This is a genomic window from Actinobacillus equuli (assembly GCF_900636745.1).
Lineage (GTDB): Bacteria > Pseudomonadota > Gammaproteobacteria > Enterobacterales > Pasteurellaceae > Actinobacillus > Actinobacillus equuli.
On the sequence record NZ_LR134310.1, the window covers coordinates 1,546,106 to 1,567,129 of the forward strand.

The following is a 21,024-nucleotide window of genomic DNA, read 5'->3' on the forward strand; positions in this document are numbered from 1 at the left end:
TGAAAAGGTTGAGAATTATTCACAAAATTGCTGAAAATCACTCTTTTTGTTTGTAATGTAGGCAAACGTCTAATTTTTTCGAATTTTTAAGAAAAAGGGTTTGACATATTTCTAAATTCTAGTAATATGTGCGCCACAGACACAGTGAGTGGTGAGATGGCCGAGCAGGCTGAAGGCGCTCCCCTGCTAAGGGAGTATAGGGTTCAAAAGCTCTATCGAGGGTTCGAATCCCTCTCTCACCGCCATTTACTTTATCACGCACCCGTAGCTCAGCTGGATAGAGTACTCGGCTACGAACCGAGCGGTCAGAGGTTCGAATCCTCTCGGGTGCGCCATGTTAATTTTTACTCTATTCAAATTAAAATGGTCGCTGATAAAACTAAATAACTCACCATTCAAAATACAACGCACCCGTAGCTCAGCTGGATAGAGTACTCGGCTACGAACCGAGCGGTCAGAGGTTCGAATCCTCTCGGGTGCGCCATTTCAAATATTCAAATCTTTTTCGTAATTCAGCAAATTTTCCAATAATTTTAAAATTTATCCTTTACGGATTAGATGCATTTTATTGATGATTTTATGCTTAAATTTGCTTATCAAGAACATTTTAAATCTTACTATTACGATTCTCGTAACTTATCGCTTCAATTTCCTTCTATTAGCGCAAATCAAGATGCTGATGTTTGTATTATCGGTGCCGGTTTTCTTGGCTTATCCACAGCGCTTGAGTTAGCGGAAAAAGGTAAAAAAGTTATTATCTTAGAGGGTGCACGAGTTGGCTTCGGTGCGTCTGGTCGTTCCGGTGGCCAAGCGATTAACGGTTTTGAAGACGGGATTGATGAATATATTGAACAGGTAGGTTTAGAGAAAGCGCACAAATTATGGCAAATGTCATTGGAAGCGATCGATATCATTGATGAGCGTGTAAAAAAACATCATATCCAATGTGATTGGAAAAAAGGCTATGCGACGCTTGCCCTTAATCATCGCCGCATGGATGACCTGATTGCTATGGAACAAGCAAGCCGAGAGACTTTTGGGTACCAACAAATGCAGCTTTGGGATAAAACACAGCTTAAGCAGTATTTAGGCAGTGATATTTATGTCGGTGCTTTATTTGATAGTAATTCTGGTCACTTGCATCCGTTAAATTATTGCTTAGGTCTAGCACAAGCCTGTGTTAACGCAGGCGTGGTCATTTATGAACATTCGCCAGCGACTGAAATTCGAAGTGTGAGTGAGAGTAAAGCGGTCGTTTTTTCCGAAAAATTTACCATTTCGTGTGAATCGGTGGTTTTAGCAACTAATGCCTATATTGATGCGCTTTCTAAAAAGCTTACGTTTGGTATTGAGAAAAAAATTCTACCGGTCGAAAGCTTTATTATTGCCACGGAGCCACTGTCTCAAGCAATGGCGGATAGCCTAATCAATAATGGGATGTCGGTTTGCGACAATAATTTATTGCTGGATTATTACCGTCTATCGGCGGATAACCGTTTGTTGTTTGGATCGGATTCTAGTACCAATGTGGATATGGTGGCAAAAATGCGTTCGGAAATGTTAGCAGTGTTTCCACAGTTAGAAGATGCTAAAATTGATTATGGTTGGGGCGGGCCGATTGATATGACGCTGAACTCAACTCCACATTTTGGGCGGATCAAACCGAATATCTATTTCGCTCAAGGTTTTTCAGGGCATGGCGTCGCCTTAACCGGATTAGCCGGGCGTATTATTCAAGAGGCGATTTTAGGCAATGACGAACGGTTAGCGCTTTTTGAGAGTTTGAAAGTACCTAGTCTTTATGGCGGTAAATGGGTAAAAAGAATGGCATTGAAGGTTGGTATTCCTTATTATCGTTTTTTAGACAAATATAAATAATACTAATAAAATCAAGGACGTAAGTGTTAACTTACGTCTTTTTTAATTTTTACGCCGCATAAATCTCGAGGCGGGTTATTTCGCAATGTATAAAATTCAGCTAGACTTGCGAACCAAAGGGAAATAATGAGGATTTCATATTGAAAGGATTACTAGCACGATTATTTGTTGGTATGGCATTGTTGTTATGGGCATGGGATATGGTTTACCCTTGGCAACAACTCATGCAAGCGGAAGAGAATCGTTATGGGCAGATTCAACAGCGACAAGTATTAAAAGTAGGAATGATCAATCATCCGCTTTCTTATTTTGTCGGTGCGGATGGTACAGCCGGCATTGAGTATGAATTGGCAAAATCGTTTTCTGAGTACTTAGGTGTAGGCTTAGAAGTTAAATCATTTGAACACAGTGAACAGCTTTTTAAGGCATTAAAAGAGAATAAAATTGATATTGCCGCTGCCGGTTTATTGTATCAGCCTGAGCTAGGTGAACAATTTCAAATTGGTGCGACCTATTATTCGGCTTCATGGCAAGTAGCATATAAAAAAGGTAAAACAAGACCGTATAAATTAGCGGATCTGCAAGATGAGTTAGTGGTGCCGTCCGGTTCCGCAGTGTTGCCTATTTTACAGAAACTAAAAGAGGAACATCCTAAGTTACGTTGGCATACGACCGATCAATTCACTCAAGAGGAGCTGCTATTGCAAGTGGCGGAAGGAAAAATTCCTTATACCGTTGCCGTTTCTGTCGATATTTCTGCCGCTCAACATATTAGTCCGAATATTGCGGTTGGCTTTGATTTAACGGATGAAATGCCGGTACTTTGGTATTTACCAAGCAGTTCATACAGCGAATTACAGGCTGCAGTGCTGGATTTTATGGATAATGCGAATGAAACGGGGTTGATTTCACGTATTGAGGAAAAATATTTTAATCATTTATCTCGCTTTGATTATGTCGATACTCAAAGTTATTTAAATGCAATTAAATCGGTATTACCTAAATATCAACCGTTATTCGAAAAGTATCGAGGTGATTTGGAATGGCAAATGTTAGCGGCAATTGCTTATCAAGAATCGCATTGGGATCCGAATGCAACTTCACCGACCGGTGTGCGTGGCATGATGATGTTGACACGAGATACGGCTGATAGAATGAAAATTACCGATCGAACGAATGCGGAACAAAGTATTCGCGCCGGTTCGGAATATTTACATCTATTAATGGGACAAATTCCAGAAACAGTAGCCAAGGAAGACAGAATTTGGTTTGGTTTAGCTGCTTATAATATGGGGCTTGGACATCTTCTCGATGTTAGACGCTTGACCAAACAACTGGGAGGAGATCCGGATAATTGGTTGGATGTGAAGAAAAATCTACCGCTTTTAGCGGAGAAACGCCACTATAGTGGCTTAAAATACGGATATGCAAGAGGTTTTGAGGCCTTTCAGTATGTTGAAAATATTCGCCGTTATCATAGTAGTATAATGAATCACCAACGTGTTGAGGAGCAGAAAGTACAGGCGTTACAGCTTTCGAAGCAACAAGCCCAAGAAAGTCAGTTATTGGAAGCTTCTCCAATAGCGCCTTTTACGGATAAAATGCTTACTCAACCGGAATAATCCAACGAAGTCATTAAGGAATAGTTTTATGAGAAAACGTAAACTGAAAAGCAAAAAGACCTTAGCGCGTAACAATAAATCTCGTCGAATTTTGCAAATTCTAAAGAGAAAACGTCGGATTGCAGCTCGTCATAGTTTAGCTTTTATGATGTTGCAGAATGAAGTTTAATAATTTAAATCGTAAAAAACCGTCCGGTAAGGACGGTTTTTTTTATAAGTTATTGCGCATAGCTAATCACTTTAATAACTTTGTTCACTCCGCTTACTGTACGAGCCGCCTCAGCCGCCGCATCTGCTTGGGTAGGCGAAAGTTTTCCGACTAAGAATACTTCTCCGTTTTCAGTAATGACTTTCACTTCCGTTGATTTTACTTCCGAATTAATCAGTAATTTTGATTTCACTGCGGTAGTAATCCAACTATCGATAGAGATTTGAGTGACACCAATTTTTGAACCAGTACGGATTTCGTTATATACCTCAGTAACACCTTCTGCGCCGGCGGCAAGATTCTTAGCGTTTTCAACCGCGTCAAAACTAGGTGCTTGGCCAACTAGCAATACTTTACCATTGTAAGCGACCACGTTAATTCGAGCTTCTTGTTTCAGTTGCTCGTCTTTATTGATGTTGTAAGCAACACGTTCTTCTAAGATCTCATCATCCACTTGTGTGCCGGTAGAACGAGGATCGGTTGCTACTTTGGTCGCAATGGCTGCCGAGGTTACGACGGTTGTAGCAATACAACCTTGTAATGATAGGAGGCTTACAGCGAATAAACTCGCTACACTGATTCGTTTGGCTAAAGTAAGCATAACAATATCCTTCTAAATGTTAAGAAAAGAGTAACTGGTCAACTAATTCACAGAGTAAGTTTACACAGAATTGGTGGCCTTCGATAATTCGTAATTCATTACTGGAAGGCATTGAAATTTCAAGGTCGTGATCATCAAGCAAACCTTGCGTATGGTCATTACGACTACTGGTAAATGCTAAAACTTCTAAACCTTCATTTTTTGCAGAATGTAGCGCATTTAAGACCGCTTCTTCGTCACCTAGAGGCGAAAAACTAATAAATAAGTCTCCCTCTTTTGCAATTGCTTGTAACTGTTTACGGTAGATTTGCGCAAGGTCATTATCTTGTGCAATCACGCCAGCCAATACACCGTCAAATTGCAATAATTGAGCTGCAAAGCTTGGTCGAGCAAGATCGTATTTATGCAATAAGTGGCTGACTAAAAGCTGTGCGTTCGCGTACGAACGCCCATGTCCGCATACGATAATTTTATTACCTCTCAATAAACAGGCAACAATGCGATTAGCGGCCTCGCTAAGCGTTTTAGGCAGTAATTCCGCCGCTGCAATTTGGATCTGGATGCTTTCGGTAAAACGATCTTGAATTTTTTCTAGCATGAAAAGAACTATCCTAAAAAATTGGGGATCCAAAGAGGCGGATCATTTCCTTCAAAGGCAACAACATCAAAACGACAATTCGCAGTGTCTAAGCTCTGTTTACGTTGCGTAAACAGCCACATATTTGCGGCATCCAACCATTTTTGTTGTTTTCGATAATCAATACTTTCGACTGCAGAGCCGAAGCGCTTACTTTTGCGTTGGCGAACTTCTACAAAAACCAAGGTTTCACCTTGTTGCATAATAAGATCAAGTTCACCGCATTTAAAAGTCTGATTAGCCGCAATGAATTTAAGCCCTTGCCCTTCTAAAAAGGCGCGGGCTTTATCTTCAAAACAAGCTCCTTGGGAACGCTTAGTTAGCGCTTTGAACAGCACCATTACGATATTGCAACCAAGTCATTTCACGTTCGATATTACAGTTCGGGCCTGCAGTTAAGTTTCCGGTTAAACCGGATACGCTATAACCCGGAATTTGGCGGAACTCATTAAATTTATTTGCAAGCGCCCAAGCATCGGAACCCATTGCATATAAGCGCATCATGGAGAAATCGCTTGCCGCTAGGCTATCTGCTTTTTTGTACTCATCCGAATCGGTGTCAGATAATAATGGAATTTCGCTGAATTTTACGCCTTCCATTGAAGTACGGAACTCAATACCGTTATTTGGTGAGTTACTACGCGAAGAAGTATAAATTGCAAGCTGTCCGGCGAGTACAGAGTTATCAACGCCTTGTTTTAATTCAAGTAATTGTTCAGCCGTCCCTAATGCGTATAATGCCGCGCCTTGAGTACCGCCTGAGTTTTGAATAGCTACAACAGAATCTTGCGGGATGTTGTAATAACGAACATCTGCATCCGTATTGGTTAATTGTCTCCAGCGTTGAGCGAACGCATCCGCAGAACGTTGTCCGAAATCGTCTTGTGGTGCCGCAACAATCGCACGAGAGTAACCGTCACGATATAAACGATCCGCTCCGGCTCTTGCCTCAGCTTCCGGTGATAAACCGTAGTAACATACGCCCGGAATCGCTTTAACATTTGGGGTTGAGTTTAGCGCTAACACGTTAACACCTTTAATTTCAGGGCTAATGAGCATTTCATCAACACGAGATTTAAGTAACGGCCCGATAATCGTTTGTGCGCCTTGTTGTTTTGCTTGCGCTAAAATGCTTTCAACAGAGCCGCTGTCAGTATCGTAGGTTTGCACTGCAATTGAGTCGCTTCCTTTGGCGTCATTAAACCCTTTTTTAATGATATCACCCAAAATTTTAGCATCACCGCTTAATGGTAAAAGTAACGCCACACCATTTAATTGAGTTTGTTGGAAGTTTGATACATTTTGTAGTTCAGCCGGCATAAAAGAAACCGCACTGTGATTAGGATACAGTTGCTTCCAGTTATTGATACCTTGTGGCATTTGTGCCGGTGTTGAAACATTTTGGTTATATACCGCAATAAGTGCTAGCCAACCTGCAAATTCCGTTTCACCCGGGCCTGCGCTTGCGACTGAAAGCACACCTTTATTGGCATTACGTAATAATGCCCAAATTTGGTCATTATTTTCTTGGCGTAAACGATTTTCAGAGAATTGTGCGCTCATCAAAGAACGGGCACGTACCGCTTCGATAACATCTTTTTTATTTTCGGCAATACGCGCTTGAGTTTGGTGATAACGTAATAATTGTGACTTGCTTAACAATGCCATTGGCACAAGTTTAAGTTGTGCTGCCGCCTGGGCGTTGTTGGCTTGTAAAGCGGAAAGCTGCGCCGCAACTAAGTTATATTCGACTTTTTGAATTTCATTTTTTTGAATTTCAGCAAGCGAAGCATTTAATTCATCAAACATATTTTGTGCTTCGAACGCTTTATTTTCATCAATCAATTTACGAATTGCGAGTAAGCGATAAGTGATTTTATCTTCTTTATCCGTCGCTTGCTCCGCTTTATTGATATAAAACTCAGAAGTTGCGTACGCTTCATTTTTTACCGTTTTTGTTAACGGGTTTTCAAAAAAACTTGTACCGGTACAAGCAGAAAGAAAAAGTGCCATTGCCGTTGGGACAAAGACAGTTTTTAGTTTCTGTTTTAAAATAGTCGCCATTGTATTGCTCCTAATAGACTATAATAGGCAGAATAATGTTGAAATCTTACTTACCAAACGAGTGAAAAGCAAATGAAAAACGAACAAAACGGTACTTTGTATATTGTCGCAACGCCAATCGGTAACCTTGGAGATATAACTCAACGAGCATTAGACACTTTTGCCCAAGTCGATTTAATTGCTGCGGAAGATACCCGTCATAGCGGTTTATTACTTAGCCATTACGGTATCAAAAAACCGTTTTTTGCCTTACATGATCATAATGAACAACAAAAAGCTGCCGTATTAGTCGAAAAATTACAACAAGGGCTGAATATTGCCCTGATTTCCGATGCCGGCACGCCATTAATTAGTGACCCGGGCTTTCACTTGGTGCGCCATTGCCGCCAAGCCGGGGTTAAAGTCGTGCCGTTACCCGGCGCTTGTGCAGCGATTACCGCACTTTGCGCATCCGGTATTGCTTCAGACCGCTTTTGTTTTGAAGGGTTCTTACCGGCTAAGACAAAATCACGCTGCGATAAATTAGCGGAAGTGGCTGATGAACCACGTACACTGATTTTTTACGAATCTACCCACCGTATTTTAGATACGCTTGAAGATATGCAAAAAATGCTAGGCAAGGATCGTTATGTGGTGATGGCTCGTGAAATTACCAAAACGTGGGAAACCATTTATGGCGATACGTTAACCAATTTAATTGCGTGGTTAAATGAAGATAGCAACCGCATTAAAGGTGAGATTGTGTTAGTCGTGGAAGGAAAACCGGAACAGGCAGATGAAGAATTTTCCACCCAAGCGGTTAAATTACTCGGTTTACTTTGCCAAGAATTACCGCTGAAAAAAGCGGCGGCAATTGTGGCGGAGACTTTCGGCTATAAAAAGAATGCACTTTACCAATACGGATTAGAACATCTTTCCGATAACTAAAATACAAGCGGTTAAATTTCCTAAAAATTTAACCGCTTGTTTGTTAGATTCTCGCCAAATCAAAATTTGCTAAATCAATTTTATCCTCTGTGCCGTAGAATTTGGCTAACGCTTTACGTAGCGTTTCGGCACGTTTCGGTAAATAACCTCGTTCCGCATAAATTTTTACTTGATCAAAAACCGCTTGTTTAAACGCAGAATTATCGCCCGGATTGCCGGAAAGATTATCCGCACTGGCAAAATAGCGGAAGCCCGCAGCAGTTGCCAACACCCATTCAATCGCTTGCGGTTTAACTTCCACCGATTCAAATTCACGCTGACGTTCCGCCGAGCGTCCGTCCGGTTCGTACCAATAACCGAAATCTTCTAATCTACGGCGTTCGGTTCCTGCCACAAGCCAATGGGCTATCTCATGTAATGCACTGCTGTAATAGCCGTGTGCAAATAAAATCACGTTATATGGACGATCGGATTTCACGCCGTCTTCATCTAAAAATGCGGGTAAGTAAATCGGATAGTCTTCGCCCTTTTCTAAGCGGGTATTGTATTCTTCGGCGAAACATTCATCGAAAATACGAATAATGTCTTCAATTTTATGATTGTCTTGGTTCATAGCAAACTTATCTGTGATTAAGAAAAAAATGGCACAAGCGATCAACTTGTGCCATAAGATTATAACTGATTTAGCCAACTTAAAAATTGATTTGCTTCTAAGAAGCCGGTAACTCTTGATTGCGTCAGCTCATTACCGTTCTCATCAAAGAATAAAATGGTCGGTAACCCTAATACATTAAAGTGTTTCATTAACTCATCGTTTTGTGTCGAGTTATTGGTCATATCCACTTGCAGCACCACCATTTCCGCCAATTTTTGCTGTACGGCTTGATCGGTAAAGGTGTATTTATCAAACTCCTTACACGCCACACACCAATCGGCATATAGATCCAACATCACTTTTTTGCCTTGTGAAGCGGTCAATTTTGCTTGTAATTCTGCAAGTGATTGCACGCGTTCAAACGCTAAGTGATTGCTTACTTGCACCGAATGAGCGTTACCTTGATTCCAGACTAAGTTCGCCCAAGGGTAAGAAGCAAGCGCAAATGTAAAAAACAATGCAATTCTGACCGCTTGTTTGATTAAGCCTTGTGTAGGAATCACGCTAATCAACCAACCGACAAATACCATCGCCAGTGCCGACCACATAAACGACTCGTAATGGCTCGGTAAAATACGGCTAAGTAAAAAGACCGGTAATGCTAACATCACAAAACCGAATGCGGTTTTTACTTTTAATAACCAATCGCCCGATTTCGGTAAAATACGGTTGCCGAATAAGGTAATCAGAATTAACGGAATCCCCATTCCTAATGCTAATAAATAGAGTGCTAATCCGCCGGTGAGCAAGTCCCCACTTTGAGCAACATACAGTAATGCGCCGGATAACGGCGCGGAAGTACAAGGCGAAGCCACTAAGCCAGCAATCATTCCCATTACAAAAACGCTACCAAATGCACCACCTTGCTGTTTTTGGCTCATTGCATTCAGTTTTTGTTGCCATGAATTCGGCAAACGGATTTCAAATAAGCCGAACATCGAAGCGGCTAAAATGGTGAATAAAATCGCAAGTGAAATCAGCACCGGCGGGCTTTGTAACGCTACTTGGAACGGTAAGCCGATCGCCGCCACCACTAAGCCTAATAGCGTATAAGTAAGCGCCATACCTTGTACATAAGCAAAGCTGAGTAATAACGCTTTGAACGTATTAGGGCGTTGCTTATTACCAATTACAATCGCAGACAGTAACGGCAACATCGGTAATACGCATGGGGTAAAGGCTAAACCGATGCCCAGCACAAAGAACCAAAAAATCGATAAGCGATTATTCGCCAAGTTCTCGGCAAGCTGATCCTGTTCTGCTTTCGGTGCATTCGCTAACGGCTGAGAAGCGGTTGAATTTTCACTATTTTTTGCAAAATTTTGTGCGGAATCGACCGCTTGTTGTTCGCCTAATGCAATGGTGACTGTTTCAGGCGGATAGCAGAAACCTTTGGTACAACCTTGATAACGAACCGAAAGACTGCCGTTCGCTTGTGCTGCAGAGAATGTTACCGGCAGCGTAAGCTGATCACGGAAAATTTCCACATTACCAAAAAATTCATCATGATAACTTTCCGCAGCAGGGAAAGCTAACGGTTGGATTTCGGCGTTTTGCGGCGCGACCTGTATTTCTTTTTTATATAGATAATAGCCGTCCGCAATTTGCCAATTCAGCTCAATTTGATTATTAGATTTCGGTGTCGCCGAGAAAGCAAAAGCCTCTGCGCCGCTTAAATATTTTGGCTGATTATTGCCAAACAAGCCGGCTTGTACTGGAAGTGTTAGCGCCAAGCTAACAAATAAGAGAATGAAACGTTTCAACATACGAGTTAATACAAATAATAAAGATGCGATATTTTACCTAAAAGGTGCGATATTGTAATGCAAATAGGTAAAGTCGGGAAAAGTTGTGATTTCTTACCCAAATATAGTCTTTGATTGATAATGGTAAAGATTGACAAAAAATTACCTTAAATGTTGAGAAAGTTGTTCGATAAAGCCATAATAAATTTACGCGTTTTAATTCAGAGGAGAAAAAACGATGTATGAAATAGTCTTTTATCGAGACCGACGTGGGCGAGAACCCGTCAAGGAATTCCTGCAGGAATTTATTAATGAACAACAAGACGAAAATCGAGAGCGTTTGCACAAAATTAGTCATCATTTGACAATTTTACATTTGCACGGCACTCGAGCAGGCGAAAGCTATATTAAGCATTTAGAAGATCGTATTTGGCAGTTACGTCCAATTAGCGATTGTTTGCTCTTCGCCGGTATTGTGCGAGGTCAGTTTGTATTGTTGCATCATTTTGCCAAAAGCAGTAGTCGGCTTCCTAAGCGTGAGCTTGAGCGAGCAAAAAGTCGTTTGGCAGATCTACAGGAGAGGATAAAAGATGAGCCCCATTGGTTCTAGTTGGACATCATTTGAACGAGAGGTGTTTAATGAGTTGGAAATGGAAGAAAACCATTTCCGCGTTAAATTAATTCTTGAAATCATTGAAACCCGACAAGCACTAGGCATTTCACAGCGTAAATTAGAAAAACTAAGCGGCGTTAAACAATCTATGATTGCTCGCATTGAAAAGGGAAGTTCCAATCCTTCTCTTGGTACGTTACTGAAGTTACTGGTGCCTTTGGGGAAAACATTACAAATTGTCTCTTTAGACGAAACTCATTCTAAATAAAGGCAAACAAGCGGTCGGATTTGTAAAAAATTTTGCAAATCCGACCGCTTGTTCTATTTCAATATAATTACAGCGCTGTTTTGAGTAAGTAGAGGGTATAACCGATATAACATAATAGGAAAATACCACCTTCTAAACGTGTAATCTTAGCTTGTTTTTTCTTAAAGCTGTAAGCAAAGAAGAACAGCAGTAGTGTTAAGGCAAACATTACTAACATATCACGAGAGAATACCGCCGCTTCTACTTGCATCGGTTCAATTGCGCCGGCAATACCGACAACCGCAAGTGAATTAAATAGGTTTGAACCAACGATATTTCCTACCGCTAAATCCGATTCACCCTTACGAGCAGCGATGATTGAAGATGCTAGCTCCGGTAATGATGTACCAACCGCTACGATGGTTAAACCAATCACCAAATCACTTACTCCAAAGTATTTTGCTACTTCAACCGCACCCCATACGAGAAGCTGTGAACTCGCCATTAAAAATGCTAAACCGATCACAACCCAAAAGAGTGCTTTTTTTAGCGGTAATTGTTCGGTTTGAAGCGATTCGGTTTGTGCTAACGCATCATCTTTATTGCGTACACCAACCCAAATTGTCCAGCCCATATATAAAGTGAAAATCACTAATAAAATGACAGCTTCTAACTGGGTGACTTGCGCATCAAACAACATATAAGCTGAGACGAGTGTTACCAAAATCAGGATTGGCAATTCACGTTTAATCACTTCCGAAGCCACCATAATGGGCTTAATCAGAGCGGTAACCCCTAAGATAAGGGCGATATTAGTAATATTGGAGCCATAAGCATTACCAAGTGCAATGCCCGATGCGCCTTTTAGTGCTGAAGACGCCGAAACAATCATTTCCGGAGCGGATGTACCGAAACCGACAATCACAATACCGATTAACAACGGTGACATACCAAAATGGCGAGCGGATGAAGCCGCGCCTTCTACAAATTTATCAGCACTCCAAACGAGTAAAATTAAGCCGATTACAATGGCAAGAGAAGCGTATAACATTATGTTTCCTACGAGTAAAAATGGGCGTATAGTATAGGTTAATTTTTAACTATTGACTATAAGGAACCAGCGATGAAAGTGATTAGTTCAGCAATCAAAAATGGGGCGTTTGAAGACCAATACGGTAAACGTGGTAGCCAATTTAGTCCAAATGGAATGCCGAGTTATTCCATTCCGTTTGAAATTAGCGATGCGCCGCAAGGTACGAAATCTTTTGCTGTCGTCTTAGAAGATAAAGATGCGATTACCGCAAGCGGTTTTGTCTGGATTCATTGGTTAATTGCCGATTTAGAGCGCACAAAAATTGCCGAAAACGAAAGTCTAACGGCAACCGATTTTGTACAAGGTGCAAACTCATGGGCAAGTAAATTAGGTAATTTCTCGATCGAAGAAGCTTCAAATTATGGCGGTATGGCACCACCGAATTGCAAACACCGCTATGAACTTATTGTTTATGCGTTGGATACTAAACTGAATTTAACTTCCGGTTTCCGTTTTAATGATCTGCATTTTGCAATGCAAGGACATATCTTAGCCAGCGCAAGTGTTATGGGAACTTACGACGTTTAAGCGTTAAGCTAATTGCTGGTGCGAGCATTGGACAGACGGCACGAGTGAGGACACTCGCGCCGGCATGGTAAAACTTTTGAGAACAACGACCGCTTGTTATATTTGAGAGCAAGCGGTCGTTTTTTATAAAAATTTTACAAAATCATAAGAAAAACATCTTGCATAATTATGCAATAAATTCTAATATTAATTCAGTTATTTGAAATGTACAGGATTTTAAACGAATGGCAATTCGCATTCACAACGTCAACTTTTTTTACGGTTCAAGCCAAGCGTTATTCGATATTAATTTAGATATCGAAAAAGGCGATACGGTGGTGCTGTTAGGCCCTAGCGGTGCGGGTAAAAGTACCCTGATTCGTACGCTGAACTTAATGGAAATTCCACAATCGGGTACGCTTGAAATCGCACAACATAAATTCAATCTTTCTGCAAAAACCGATGCAAAAGAAATCGCATTATTACGCCGTGAAGTCGGTATGGTGTTTCAGCAATACCATTTATGGCCGCATCTAAGCGTGATGCAAAACCTGATCGAAGCGCCGATGAAGGTTTTAGGTTTAGCTAAAGAAGAAGCGATTCAACGCGCCAAGGCGCATTTAGAACGTTTACGTTTAGGCGAGTTTGCCGATCGTTTTCCGTTACAGTTATCCGGTGGGCAGCAACAACGTGTAGCAATTGCCCGTGCATTAATGATGCAGCCACAGGTGTTATTATTTGACGAGCCGACTGCCGCACTTGACCCGGAAATTACCGCACAAGTGGTTGATATTATTAAAGAACTGCAAGGAACCGGTATTACCCAAGTTATCGTTACCCACGAGGTCGGTGTAGCTCGTAAAGTGGCTACCAAAGTGGTGTATATGGAAAAAGGCAAAATTATCGAACAAGGCGGAGCGGACTGCTTTGAACATCCGAAAACTGCTCAATTTGAAAATTATCTTTCTCACTCAGAATAATTATATGCAAGGACACATTATGAAAAAATTATTATTAGCATCAGCCATCGCACTTAGTGCATTTTCAGTACAAGCAAAAGATTTAACCTTTGCTATGGAACCTAGCTATCCGCCGTTTGAATTAACCAATGAAAAAGGTGAAATCATCGGTTTTGATGTCGATATTGCCAATGCAATCTGTAAAGAAATCCAAGCGAATTGCTCATTTAAAGGTCAAGCGTTTGACGGTTTGGTACAAGCAGTAAAACAAAAACGTATTGATGCGGCAATCTCAGCAATTGATATTACCGAAGCGCGTGCAAAACAAGTGGCATTTACTGATACGTATTACGATAGTTCAGCAAGTTTTATTGCGGTGAAAGGTAAAGCGGATTTAAATACGGCTAAAAATGTCGGCGTACAAAACGGCTCGACCTTCCAACAATATGTTGTTGCGGAAGCAAAACAATATGCACCGAAATCATACGCCTCATTACAAGATGCGGTGCTTGATTTAAAAAATGGTCGTATTGATATTATCTTCGGTGATACCGCGGTATTAGCGGATATGCTATCAAAAGAAGCGGAACTTTCATTTGTGGGTGAAAAAGTAACCAATCAAAAATATTTCGGTAACGGCTTAGGTATTGCAGTAAATAAATCAAATAGCGAATTAGTTGCAGAGTTAAACAAAGGTTTAGCGGCAATTAAAGCGAACGGCGAATACCAAAAAATTTACGATAAATGGATGACTAAATAATTTTTATGTTTTCAGAATATCTTCCGCTTATTTATAGTGCAACCCTAATGACCTTAGGGTTGGCACTCGCCTCTTTAGTAGTCGGCTTATTGCTTTCAATGTTGTTTGTGGTACTAGAGACCAGTAAACAGCCTTGTATGAGTAAACCGACTTCTGTTTTTTTAGCCTTATTACGTGGCTTACCGGAGATCTTAGTTGTTTTACTGATTTTCTTCGGTTCTACCGAATTGGTAGAAAAAATTACCGGTGAATATGTTGAATTTAGTGCATTTAGCTGCGGGGTATTGGCGCTTTCCTTAATTTTTGCTGCCTATGCTTCGCAATCGTTGCGTGGTGCGATTCAAGCTGTGCCAAACGGACAATGGGAAAGTGGTGCTGCGTTAGGATTAAGTCGTGCGCATACGTTTTTAAGAATTATTATGCCGCAGGTTTGGCGTCATGCTTTACCGGGTTTAAGTAATCAATGGTTAGTACTATTAAAAGATACCGCTTTAATCTCATTAATTGGCGTGGACGATTTAATGCGCCAAACGGATTTAATTAATACCAATGAACATCAGCCTTTCACATGGTACGGCTTGGCGGCATTAATTTATTTAGCGATTACTTTAATCAGCCAAGTAATTATTGCCAGACTTGAAAAACGTTTCACACGCTTTGAAAGAGGGGGTAAATAATGTTTCAAGATTATTTAGCCGTCATAGCGCAAGGAATTCCGACCAGTTTAAGTTTAACCGCCGTATCGTTGCTGATTGCCTTTGTGTTAGCAGTGGTTTTTACTTTCTTGCTATCAATGGAAAACAAGCTGATTAAAGTGATGGTAAACGGTTATTTAATGTTATTTACCGGTACGCCTTTATTAGTCCAGTTCTTTTTGATTTATCACGGGCCGGGGCAGTTCCAATGGATTGTCGATAGCTTTGCATGGCAATTTTTATCGGATGCGTGGTTTTGTGCGGCGTTAGCGTTGGCATTAAATAGTGCGGCATACTCAACCCAATTATTCCACGGGGCGGTAAAAGCAATTCCGAAAGGACAATGGGAAACTTGTGCGGCACTTGGTTTAAGTCGTTTAGACACCTTGAAAATCTTAATTCCATACGCATTACGCCGTGCGTTACCGTCGTATAGCAATGAGATTATCTTAGTGTTTAAAGGTACATCGTTAGCTTCGACTATCACGCTATTGGATATTATGGGCTATGCCCGCCAGTTATACGGTACGGAATACGATGCGATTACTATTTACGGTATTGCCGGAGCGATTTACTTAGTAATTACCGGTATTATGACGATTCTGTTACGTAGAGTAGAGGCGAAAGTGCTGGCATTTGAACGTCCGGCAACGGATAAAGCGTAAATTTTTGCGATGATACTCGTCTTTGACGAGTACCTTTATTTTTATATACGAACAAGCGGTCTGATTTTGAGAGAAATTTGCAAATTTCCCGTTAAATCAGACCGCTTGTTTTTAGGATAAAATGGATAAATTACGCAACTTTCTTAGCTAACATGGTCGCGAAACGCATTTTAATGCGGTTACCGTTCGCATCGGTTTTATGCAATTCACCCAAATCTTCGTTGTACTTCACTAATTCCCAACCTTGATAATAGTTCGCTAATTCTCGCTCGCCGAAGGTAAATGAGAATGGCATCGGGCACGGATATTCTTCGGTACTCATCGCACACACAATTAAGTTATAGCCGCCGACTTTGGTGTTTTTCTGCATATTTTCAATAATTGCCGGAATGCGTTCACGATTTAAGAACATCATCACAACTGTCGAAACAATCAGATCATATTCACCGTTTTGATTACCAATTGTCGCTTGGTTAATATCATAAATACCCGTTTCGATATTGCTCAGATTCTCTTTCTCAATCATATAATTTAAGAATTCGATACTCTCGGCATTATGATCAACCGCTGTCACATCAAAACCTAATAAATTCAGATAGAGTGAATTGCGGCCGCGTCCGCAACCTAAATCCAACGCTTTACCGGCTTTTACATAATTAACTGCATTTAACACTTCGGAGTGTGTCGTCGTGAGATTATATTTTTTCGCATAGTAATCTTTTGCTTCACAATAAAATGCGAGCTGACATTCCAAATCATCGGAAAGCGCTTCAACTTTATGCCAAAGTTGGGGTTCAACAAACGGAGGCTGATTTTCAGAGGTAAAAATCACACTGCTGATTTCTTCACCTTGTTCGGTCAATTCATAAAATTTTAATTCGCCTTTAAGAATAGTCAGCTTTGCCCAAGTCCCTTGTTTAGTGTTGTGTTTTTCTTGAAACATTTGTGGCAGGCTTTCTTTCGTCCAAACCGGCATTTGTTTGTAGCAAATTAAGTTTTGCATAATTGATCCTCTCTAACAAAATAAGATAATGCTGAATTTTACTCCTCTGATTTCTCTAGGCAATAAAAAAACCGACTAAAATAGTCGGTTATATCAAAAATACCTAAGATTTATTAGATCTCTAAGCTTTTAAATTGGCGACCGAAATAGACTAAACCGGTATTTGGGGTGACATCAATATGTTTCAGTTCAACCATAAAAATCGTATGCGTACCCACCGAATGCGTATCAACAATATCACCTTGTAAAGACGAGATTGAACCGCGTAACACCGGTTGTCCGTTAATCCCTTCATCCCAAATATCCCAAGCGAAACGCTCTTCCATACTGCTATTCAGCATACAAGCAAAATGCTTCGCCATGTCTTCTTGTTCATGACTTAATACGTTAATACACACTTTACCGTTTTGTTTGATGATATCGTGTACGGAGCTGTTTTGATTAATACAGAAAAGTAATGTCGGTGGCGTATCGGTAACCGAGCAAACTGATGATACAGTGATCCCGATTTTGCCGGCGGCGCCATTGGTGGTAACAATGCTTACCGCAGCAGATAAATGCGCCATCGCATTACGAAATTGTTGTGAAAATTCAGGTACCTCTTGAGGTTTTGGAATACAAGACATAAATCTCCTTTTAAATTATTCTTTCCAGATAACGTGATATTCTCGGTTATCCGCATCGTGAGAAATCAAGAAACGTGCGAATACATCGTCCATTTCATCTTTATCGTTTACTAAACCGACCCATACTTCAGCAAAAGCGTCAGGATCGATTAATGTGCCTATTTCTTGATCCCAATTTTCTGAGGTTTCAACCATTTCAACGGCGCCACGCTCTTCAAATTGTAAATTGAATAATAAAATATCCGCAGGATCTAAATTCTCACCTGCCATTTCAAGGAAAATATCATAAGCGAGATCAATCGCTTCATCTGGAGTTAATTTGTTCATAATTTGTTTCTTTTATGTAAAAAATAGCGACCTAATTTGCCAATAAAGGTTAAAAAAGTCAAATTTATAGACATTGGATCAAGCGACTTATTACTTGTCCGGCGGTTTTTTCTTTAATAATTTGCCAATTGCTCGGTAATTCAAGCGGCGGATGATTCTTTTCCGTTTCCACATAAATCAGCGCATTGTCGGCAAGCCATTGGTTATCGGCTAAGAGTTTTAGTACCTTCGGTACAAAGCCGTGATTAAAAGGCGGATCGACAAATACCACTTCAAACCCCTGATCAGGATTTTTTTGGGCTAAATATTGCAGCGTATCGGTATTAATCACTGTACCATTGGTGGTTTTAAGTGAGGTTAAATTATTTTTCAGCAGATTTGCCGCATTTGCAAATTTTTCAAGAAAAACAACCGCTTGTGCTTGGCGAGAGAGCGCTTCGATACCAAGTGAGCCACTGCCTGCAAAACAATCTAAACAGCGACTGCCTGCCACATCATTCATTAGCCAATTAAACAGAGTTTCTTTCACTCGGTCGGTGGTCGGGCGTAAACCTTCCGCATTTAACACCGGCAGCTTTCGCCCTCGCCAAAGCCCGGCAATGACACGCACTTCGCCGGTCGGCTTATTTTGTAAAGTGGAATTACGATTTTTTTTCATACTAACTAAAGGAAAAATAAGGATTATTTGATAAACTACACAAGTTTAGTCCATTTTAAAGGAAAAGTGAGAAAAATATGGCAGAAAAGAAAAAAGGTTTTTGGTCTTGGCTAGGTTTTGGTAAAAAAGATGAGCCGAAACAAGACGATGTTCCGGCGGAACAAAATGTTGAATCTACAGCAGAAACGCTAGAACAAAAAGTCGAGCAAGCAGAACAAAAAGCCGAGCAGCTACAAGAGACAGTAGAACAAAAATTAGAAGATCTTGAAGATAAAATTGAAGATAAGTTTGAGCAAATTACCTCGCAGCCGGAAATCAAAGAATTTGTTGATTCAGTTGAGCAAAAAGCGGAACAGGTTGAGGATTTTGTTGAGCGCATTGAAGATGCGATTGAGCAAAAGTTTGAACAAATCGAAGAATTCGTTGAACAAAAATCAGAGCAAATTGAGCAATTTGTTGAGGATAAAGTCGAAGAAGCCAAAAGCTTTTTGCATGAGACCGCGGACAAGATAGAGCAATCTTTTGAGCAAGAGAAAGAACAATCCGTTTCAATTATTGATACGGCTAAGGCTGAAGTAACACAAGACGTTGAGGAAGTTACAGTACAAGCGGTCGAATTTAGCGAGAATCTTGCAAATGAAACGACAACTGAGCCGGTAAATCATCATCAACAAATCGAAGAACGTGTTGAAAAAGTTGTGGAAGCGGAGCTTGCGGGTGAAGTGAAAACAAAATCGGATGCGGAAGAAAACTTTGAAGAGTTGGAAGAATTAGTTGAGCTTGAGGCAGAAAAAGCAGAACACGCGCAAGCTGAGCAGAAAGCGGATGATTACCAAGAAAAACCAAGTGAAGGTGGTTTTTTCAGCCGCTTGTTAAAAGGGCTCGTTAAAACGAAACAAAGCATCGGTTCCGGTTTCCGTAATTTCTTTAGTGGCAAAAAAATCGATGATGATTTATTCGAAGAACTGGAAGAGCAGTTATTGGTCGCCGATTTGGGTATGCCGACCACAACTAAGATTATTAACAGCCTCACGCAGCACGCAACTAAACAGCAGTTAAAAGATGCGGATTTACTTTATCAGCAACTTAAAGTTGAGTTAGGTGAAGTATTAAAACCGGTTAGCCAACCGCTTGAAATCGATACAAGTAAAAAGCCTTATGTAATTTTAATGGTTGGGGTAAACGGGGTGGGTAAAACCACAACTATCGGTAAATTAGCGCGTAAATTCCAAGCGGAAGGTAAATCCGTAATGCTTGCAGCCGGTGATACTTTCCGTGCCGCAGCAGTAGAACAGTTACAAGTTTGGGGTGAACGTAACAATATTCCGGTGGTCGCACAATCTACCGGTTCGGACTCCGCTTCGGTGATTTTTGATGCGATGCAATCGGCTGCATCAAAAGGGATTGATATCTTAATCGCAGATACCGCCGGTCGTTTGCAGAATAAAAACAACTTAATGGATGAGCTGAAAAAAATCGTACGTGTGATGAAAAAATATGATGAAAGCGCACCGCACGAAATTATGCTTACCTTAGATGCCGGTACAGGACAAAATGCGATTAGCCAAGCGAAGTTATTTAACGAAGCGGTTGGTTTAACCGGTATTACCTTAACTAAATTAGACGGTACGGCAAAAGGCGGTGTGATCTTTGCGATTGCCGACCAATTTAACATTCCGATTCGCTTTATCGGGGTCGGTGAAAAAATAGAAGATCTCCGCCCATTTAATGCGGAAGAATTTATCGAAGCATTATTTGAACACGAAGAATAACAACAATTATTACGAGCAGGCGGAGAAAGATATTTTTGCAAAAAATAAGCAAAATTAGACCGCTATTTTTGAGTGTATCGTGGTAGAAAAAGGTAAACACAATGATTAAATTCACAAATGTAAGTAAAGCCTATAAAGGCGGCAAGCCGGCATTACAAGGTATTAATTTCCATTTGCCGGTTGGCGGTATGGCGTATTTAACCGGTCACTCCGGTGCCGGTAAAAGTACCTTGCTTAAGCTGATTATGGGCATTGAGCGTGCAAATGGTGGGCAAGTGATGTTTAACGGACATGATATTACACGTCTTGAAGCACATGAATTGCCGTTTTTACGCCGCCAAATCGGTATGGTTCACCAAGATTACCGTTTACTTACCGATCGTACCATTCTGGATAATGTCGCTTTACCGTTGATTATCCAAGGTATGAATCAACAAGTGGTTGAGCGTGAAGCTCGTATCGCTTTAGAACGTGTCGGCTTGGCAAATAAAGCCAATTATTTACCGTTACACCTTTCAGGCGGTGAACAACAACGTGTGGATATTGCCCGTGCGATTGTACATCGTCCGATTTTATTATTAGCCGATGAACCGACCGGTAACTTAGACGAGAAATTATCGTTTGAGATTTTCCGTTTATTTGAAGAATTTAATCAATCCGGCACAACAGTATTGGTCGCAACTCACGATACCAATATTATTTCAAAACGTCCGAAACCATGCTTAGTATTAGAGCAAGGTCATCTCAGAAATTAAGGAAACA

At 40.7% G+C, this 21,024-nt stretch carries 24 protein-coding genes and 3 tRNA genes; 16 read left to right on the plus strand and 11 right to left on the minus strand.

The genetic code is table 11. The features are described from left to right. Positions 1 to 150 precede the first annotated feature (150 nt). The 6 genes from EL121_RS07325 to EL121_RS11585 all read left to right on the plus strand — a co-directional run bounded on the left by EL121_RS07325 (position 151) and on the right by EL121_RS11585 (position 3,669). A tRNA-Ser gene (locus EL121_RS07325) sits at positions 151 to 245 on the plus strand. Between the two features lie 13 nt (positions 246 to 258). Beyond that, positions 259 to 335 (plus strand) — tRNA-Arg (locus EL121_RS07330). Between the two features lie 72 nt (positions 336 to 407). Further along, positions 408 to 484: transfer RNA gene (locus EL121_RS07335), tRNA-Arg, on the plus strand. Positions 485 to 579: 95 nt separating this feature from the next. Continuing rightward, complete coding sequence (locus EL121_RS07340; RefSeq protein ID WP_039199104.1) at positions 580 to 1,878, plus strand: NAD(P)/FAD-dependent oxidoreductase; 1,299 nt, start codon at positions 580 to 582, stop codon at positions 1,876 to 1,878. A gap of 140 nt (positions 1,879 to 2,018) precedes the next feature. Next, entirely contained in the window at positions 2,019 to 3,500 is a 1,482-nt protein-coding gene (gene mltF / locus EL121_RS07345) for a membrane-bound lytic murein transglycosylase MltF (protein WP_039198797.1), read from the plus strand. A gap of 28 nt (positions 3,501 to 3,528) precedes the next feature. After that, the gene (locus EL121_RS11585) at positions 3,529 to 3,669 is read left to right on the plus strand and encodes a hypothetical protein (protein ID WP_164997541.1); all 141 of its coding nucleotides are present in this window, start codon (positions 3,529 to 3,531) and stop codon (positions 3,667 to 3,669) included. 49 nt (positions 3,670 to 3,718) lie between these two features. Here EL121_RS11585 and dolP read toward each other — a convergent pair whose 3' ends face one another. Genes dolP through EL121_RS07365 form a run of 4 tightly spaced genes read right to left on the minus strand, consistent with a single transcriptional unit; the run spans position 3,719 to position 7,010 of the window. Further along, the gene (dolP, locus tag EL121_RS07350) at positions 3,719 to 4,309 is read right to left on the minus strand and encodes a division/outer membrane stress-associated lipid-binding lipoprotein (RefSeq protein ID WP_039198799.1); all 591 of its coding nucleotides are present in this window, start codon (positions 4,307 to 4,309) and stop codon (positions 3,719 to 3,721) included. Positions 4,310 to 4,328: 19 nt separating this feature from the next. Beyond that, positions 4,329 to 4,907, minus strand: a complete 579-nt coding sequence (locus EL121_RS07355; RefSeq protein ID WP_039198802.1) for a D-sedoheptulose-7-phosphate isomerase — start codon at positions 4,905 to 4,907, stop codon at positions 4,329 to 4,331. 8 nt (positions 4,908 to 4,915) lie between these two features. Further along, on the minus strand, positions 4,916 to 5,287 hold the full coding sequence (locus tag EL121_RS07360; RefSeq protein ID WP_015674478.1) for a YraN family protein: 372 nt from the start codon (positions 5,285 to 5,287) through the stop codon (positions 4,916 to 4,918). Then, the gene (locus EL121_RS07365) at positions 5,262 to 7,010 is read right to left on the minus strand and encodes a penicillin-binding protein activator (RefSeq protein WP_039198804.1); all 1,749 of its coding nucleotides are present in this window, start codon (positions 7,008 to 7,010) and stop codon (positions 5,262 to 5,264) included. Before EL121_RS07365 ends, EL121_RS07360 begins: the two co-directional genes overlap by 26 nt. Positions 7,011 to 7,082: 72 nt before the next feature. On the opposite strand from EL121_RS07365, the gene rsmI reads away from it, so the two are divergent. Further along, positions 7,083 to 7,937: a 16S rRNA (cytidine(1402)-2'-O)-methyltransferase gene (rsmI, locus tag EL121_RS07370; RefSeq protein WP_039198806.1), complete on the plus strand. Its 855-nt coding sequence runs from the start codon at positions 7,083 to 7,085 to the stop codon at positions 7,935 to 7,937. Positions 7,938 to 7,980: 43 nt separating this feature from the next. Here rsmI and EL121_RS07375 read toward each other — a convergent pair whose 3' ends face one another. Together EL121_RS07375 and EL121_RS07380 are read right to left on the minus strand one after the other, a co-directional pair. Next, entirely contained in the window at positions 7,981 to 8,550 is a 570-nt protein-coding gene (locus EL121_RS07375) for an elongation factor P hydroxylase (RefSeq protein ID WP_039198809.1), read from the minus strand. A 59-nt stretch (positions 8,551 to 8,609) separates the two neighbouring features. Further along, positions 8,610 to 10,358: a protein-disulfide reductase DsbD gene (locus tag EL121_RS07380; protein ID WP_039198811.1), complete on the minus strand. Its 1,749-nt coding sequence runs from the start codon at positions 10,356 to 10,358 to the stop codon at positions 8,610 to 8,612. Between the two features lie 217 nt (positions 10,359 to 10,575). Here EL121_RS07380 and EL121_RS07385 point away from each other — a divergent pair, with 217 nt between their 5' ends. Next, positions 10,576 to 10,947 (plus strand): type II toxin-antitoxin system RelE/ParE family toxin, encoded by a 372-nt coding sequence (locus tag EL121_RS07385; RefSeq protein WP_005621659.1) that lies wholly within the window; start codon positions 10,576 to 10,578, stop codon positions 10,945 to 10,947. After that, positions 10,928 to 11,218, plus strand: a complete 291-nt coding sequence (locus tag EL121_RS07390) for a helix-turn-helix domain-containing protein (protein WP_039198813.1) — start codon at positions 10,928 to 10,930, stop codon at positions 11,216 to 11,218. Before EL121_RS07385 ends, EL121_RS07390 begins: the two co-directional genes overlap by 20 nt. Before the next feature lie 67 nt (positions 11,219 to 11,285). Here the strand turns inward: EL121_RS07390 and EL121_RS07395 are convergent, their stop codons facing one another. Continuing rightward, a complete protein-coding gene (locus tag EL121_RS07395; protein WP_039198815.1) occupies positions 11,286 to 12,248 on the minus strand; it encodes a calcium/sodium antiporter in 963 nt (320 codons plus the stop codon). A 72-nt stretch (positions 12,249 to 12,320) separates the two neighbouring features. Between EL121_RS07395 and EL121_RS07400 the strand changes: the two genes are divergently transcribed. The 5 genes from EL121_RS07400 to artM all read left to right on the plus strand — a co-directional run bounded on the left by EL121_RS07400 (position 12,321) and on the right by artM (position 15,876). Then, on the plus strand, positions 12,321 to 12,818 hold the full coding sequence (locus EL121_RS07400) for a YbhB/YbcL family Raf kinase inhibitor-like protein (protein ID WP_039198817.1): 498 nt from the start codon (positions 12,321 to 12,323) through the stop codon (positions 12,816 to 12,818). A gap of 224 nt (positions 12,819 to 13,042) precedes the next feature. Further along, positions 13,043 to 13,777 carry an arginine ABC transporter ATP-binding protein ArtP gene (artP, locus tag EL121_RS07405; RefSeq protein ID WP_039198820.1) on the plus strand — a complete coding sequence of 245 codons (735 nt, stop codon included), beginning with the start codon at positions 13,043 to 13,045 and terminating at the stop codon, positions 13,775 to 13,777. A gap of 19 nt (positions 13,778 to 13,796) precedes the next feature. After that, positions 13,797 to 14,516 (plus strand): transporter substrate-binding domain-containing protein, encoded by a 720-nt coding sequence (locus EL121_RS07410; protein WP_039198822.1) that lies wholly within the window; start codon positions 13,797 to 13,799, stop codon positions 14,514 to 14,516. A 5-nt stretch (positions 14,517 to 14,521) separates the two neighbouring features. Continuing rightward, on the plus strand, positions 14,522 to 15,193 hold the full coding sequence (artQ, locus tag EL121_RS07415) for an arginine ABC transporter permease ArtQ (protein ID WP_039198825.1): 672 nt from the start codon (positions 14,522 to 14,524) through the stop codon (positions 15,191 to 15,193). After that, positions 15,193 to 15,876 carry an arginine ABC transporter permease ArtM gene (gene artM / locus EL121_RS07420; protein ID WP_039198827.1) on the plus strand — a complete coding sequence of 228 codons (684 nt, stop codon included), beginning with the start codon at positions 15,193 to 15,195 and terminating at the stop codon, positions 15,874 to 15,876. Before artQ ends, artM begins: the two co-directional genes overlap by 1 nt. 130 nt (positions 15,877 to 16,006) lie before the next feature. On the opposite strand, the gene tehB is transcribed toward artM, so the two are convergent. The 4 genes from tehB to rsmD all read right to left on the minus strand — a co-directional run bounded on the left by tehB (position 16,007) and on the right by rsmD (position 18,490). After that, positions 16,007 to 16,879 (minus strand): SAM-dependent methyltransferase TehB, encoded by an 873-nt coding sequence (gene tehB, locus EL121_RS07425; RefSeq protein WP_039198829.1) that lies wholly within the window; start codon positions 16,877 to 16,879, stop codon positions 16,007 to 16,009. 113 nt (positions 16,880 to 16,992) lie between these two features. After that, positions 16,993 to 17,505, minus strand: a complete 513-nt coding sequence (gene hpaC / locus EL121_RS07430; RefSeq protein ID WP_039198831.1) for a 4-hydroxyphenylacetate 3-monooxygenase, reductase component — start codon at positions 17,503 to 17,505, stop codon at positions 16,993 to 16,995. A gap of 15 nt (positions 17,506 to 17,520) precedes the next feature. Then, complete coding sequence (locus tag EL121_RS07435) at positions 17,521 to 17,832, minus strand: HI1450 family dsDNA-mimic protein (protein WP_005598462.1); 312 nt, start codon at positions 17,830 to 17,832, stop codon at positions 17,521 to 17,523. 64 nt (positions 17,833 to 17,896) lie between these two features. Continuing rightward, complete coding sequence (gene rsmD, locus EL121_RS07440; RefSeq protein WP_039198833.1) at positions 17,897 to 18,490, minus strand: 16S rRNA (guanine(966)-N(2))-methyltransferase RsmD; 594 nt, start codon at positions 18,488 to 18,490, stop codon at positions 17,897 to 17,899. 77 nt (positions 18,491 to 18,567) lie between these two features. On the opposite strand from rsmD, the gene ftsY reads away from it, so the two are divergent. Beyond that, positions 18,568 to 20,262 carry a signal recognition particle-docking protein FtsY gene (gene ftsY, locus EL121_RS07445; protein WP_039198834.1) on the plus strand — a complete coding sequence of 565 codons (1,695 nt, stop codon included), beginning with the start codon at positions 18,568 to 18,570 and terminating at the stop codon, positions 20,260 to 20,262. 101 nt (positions 20,263 to 20,363) lie between these two features. Further along, entirely contained in the window at positions 20,364 to 21,017 is a 654-nt protein-coding gene (gene ftsE / locus EL121_RS07450; protein WP_039198837.1) for a cell division ATP-binding protein FtsE, read from the plus strand. The last annotated feature ends 7 nt before the right edge of the window (positions 21,018 to 21,024 follow it).

Excerpts from the sequence above, each read along its gene's own strand:
- rsmI (WP_039198806.1), top strand. The coding sequence starts at position 7,083 with ATGAAAAACGAACAAAACGGTACTTTGTATATTGTCGCAACGCCAATC.
- dolP (WP_039198799.1), bottom strand. The coding sequence starts at position 4,309 with ATGCTTACTTTAGCCAAACGAATCAGTGTAGCGAGTTTATTCGCTGTA.
- ftsE (WP_039198837.1), top strand. The coding sequence starts at position 20,364 with ATGATTAAATTCACAAATGTAAGTAAAGCCTATAAAGGCGGCAAGCCG.
- EL121_RS07385 (WP_005621659.1), top strand. The coding sequence starts at position 10,576 with ATGTATGAAATAGTCTTTTATCGAGACCGACGTGGGCGAGAACCCGTC.
- ftsY (WP_039198834.1), top strand. The coding sequence starts at position 18,568 with ATGGCAGAAAAGAAAAAAGGTTTTTGGTCTTGGCTAGGTTTTGGTAAA.
- artP (WP_039198820.1), top strand. The coding sequence starts at position 13,043 with ATGGCAATTCGCATTCACAACGTCAACTTTTTTTACGGTTCAAGCCAA.
- tehB (WP_039198829.1), bottom strand. The coding sequence starts at position 16,879 with ATGCAAAACTTAATTTGCTACAAACAAATGCCGGTTTGGACGAAAGAA.
- artM (WP_039198827.1), top strand. The coding sequence starts at position 15,193 with ATGTTTCAAGATTATTTAGCCGTCATAGCGCAAGGAATTCCGACCAGT.
- EL121_RS07355 (WP_039198802.1), bottom strand. The coding sequence starts at position 4,907 with ATGCTAGAAAAAATTCAAGATCGTTTTACCGAAAGCATCCAGATCCAA.
- hpaC (WP_039198831.1), bottom strand. The coding sequence starts at position 17,505 with ATGTCTTGTATTCCAAAACCTCAAGAGGTACCTGAATTTTCACAACAA.
- EL121_RS11585 (WP_164997541.1), top strand. The coding sequence starts at position 3,529 with ATGAGAAAACGTAAACTGAAAAGCAAAAAGACCTTAGCGCGTAACAAT.
- EL121_RS07360 (WP_015674478.1), bottom strand. The coding sequence starts at position 5,287 with ATGGTGCTGTTCAAAGCGCTAACTAAGCGTTCCCAAGGAGCTTGTTTT.
- EL121_RS07435 (WP_005598462.1), bottom strand. The coding sequence starts at position 17,832 with ATGAACAAATTAACTCCAGATGAAGCGATTGATCTCGCTTATGATATT.
- EL121_RS07365 (WP_039198804.1), bottom strand. The coding sequence starts at position 7,010 with ATGGCGACTATTTTAAAACAGAAACTAAAAACTGTCTTTGTCCCAACG.
- EL121_RS07400 (WP_039198817.1), top strand. The coding sequence starts at position 12,321 with ATGAAAGTGATTAGTTCAGCAATCAAAAATGGGGCGTTTGAAGACCAA.
- EL121_RS07380 (WP_039198811.1), bottom strand. The coding sequence starts at position 10,358 with ATGTTGAAACGTTTCATTCTCTTATTTGTTAGCTTGGCGCTAACACTT.
- EL121_RS07390 (WP_039198813.1), top strand. The coding sequence starts at position 10,928 with ATGAGCCCCATTGGTTCTAGTTGGACATCATTTGAACGAGAGGTGTTT.
- EL121_RS07410 (WP_039198822.1), top strand. The coding sequence starts at position 13,797 with ATGAAAAAATTATTATTAGCATCAGCCATCGCACTTAGTGCATTTTCA.
- EL121_RS07395 (WP_039198815.1), bottom strand. The coding sequence starts at position 12,248 with ATGTTATACGCTTCTCTTGCCATTGTAATCGGCTTAATTTTACTCGTT.
- rsmD (WP_039198833.1), bottom strand. The coding sequence starts at position 18,490 with ATGAAAAAAAATCGTAATTCCACTTTACAAAATAAGCCGACCGGCGAA.
- artQ (WP_039198825.1), top strand. The coding sequence starts at position 14,522 with ATGTTTTCAGAATATCTTCCGCTTATTTATAGTGCAACCCTAATGACC.
- EL121_RS07340 (WP_039199104.1), top strand. The coding sequence starts at position 580 with ATGCTTAAATTTGCTTATCAAGAACATTTTAAATCTTACTATTACGAT.
- EL121_RS07375 (WP_039198809.1), bottom strand. The coding sequence starts at position 8,550 with ATGAACCAAGACAATCATAAAATTGAAGACATTATTCGTATTTTCGAT.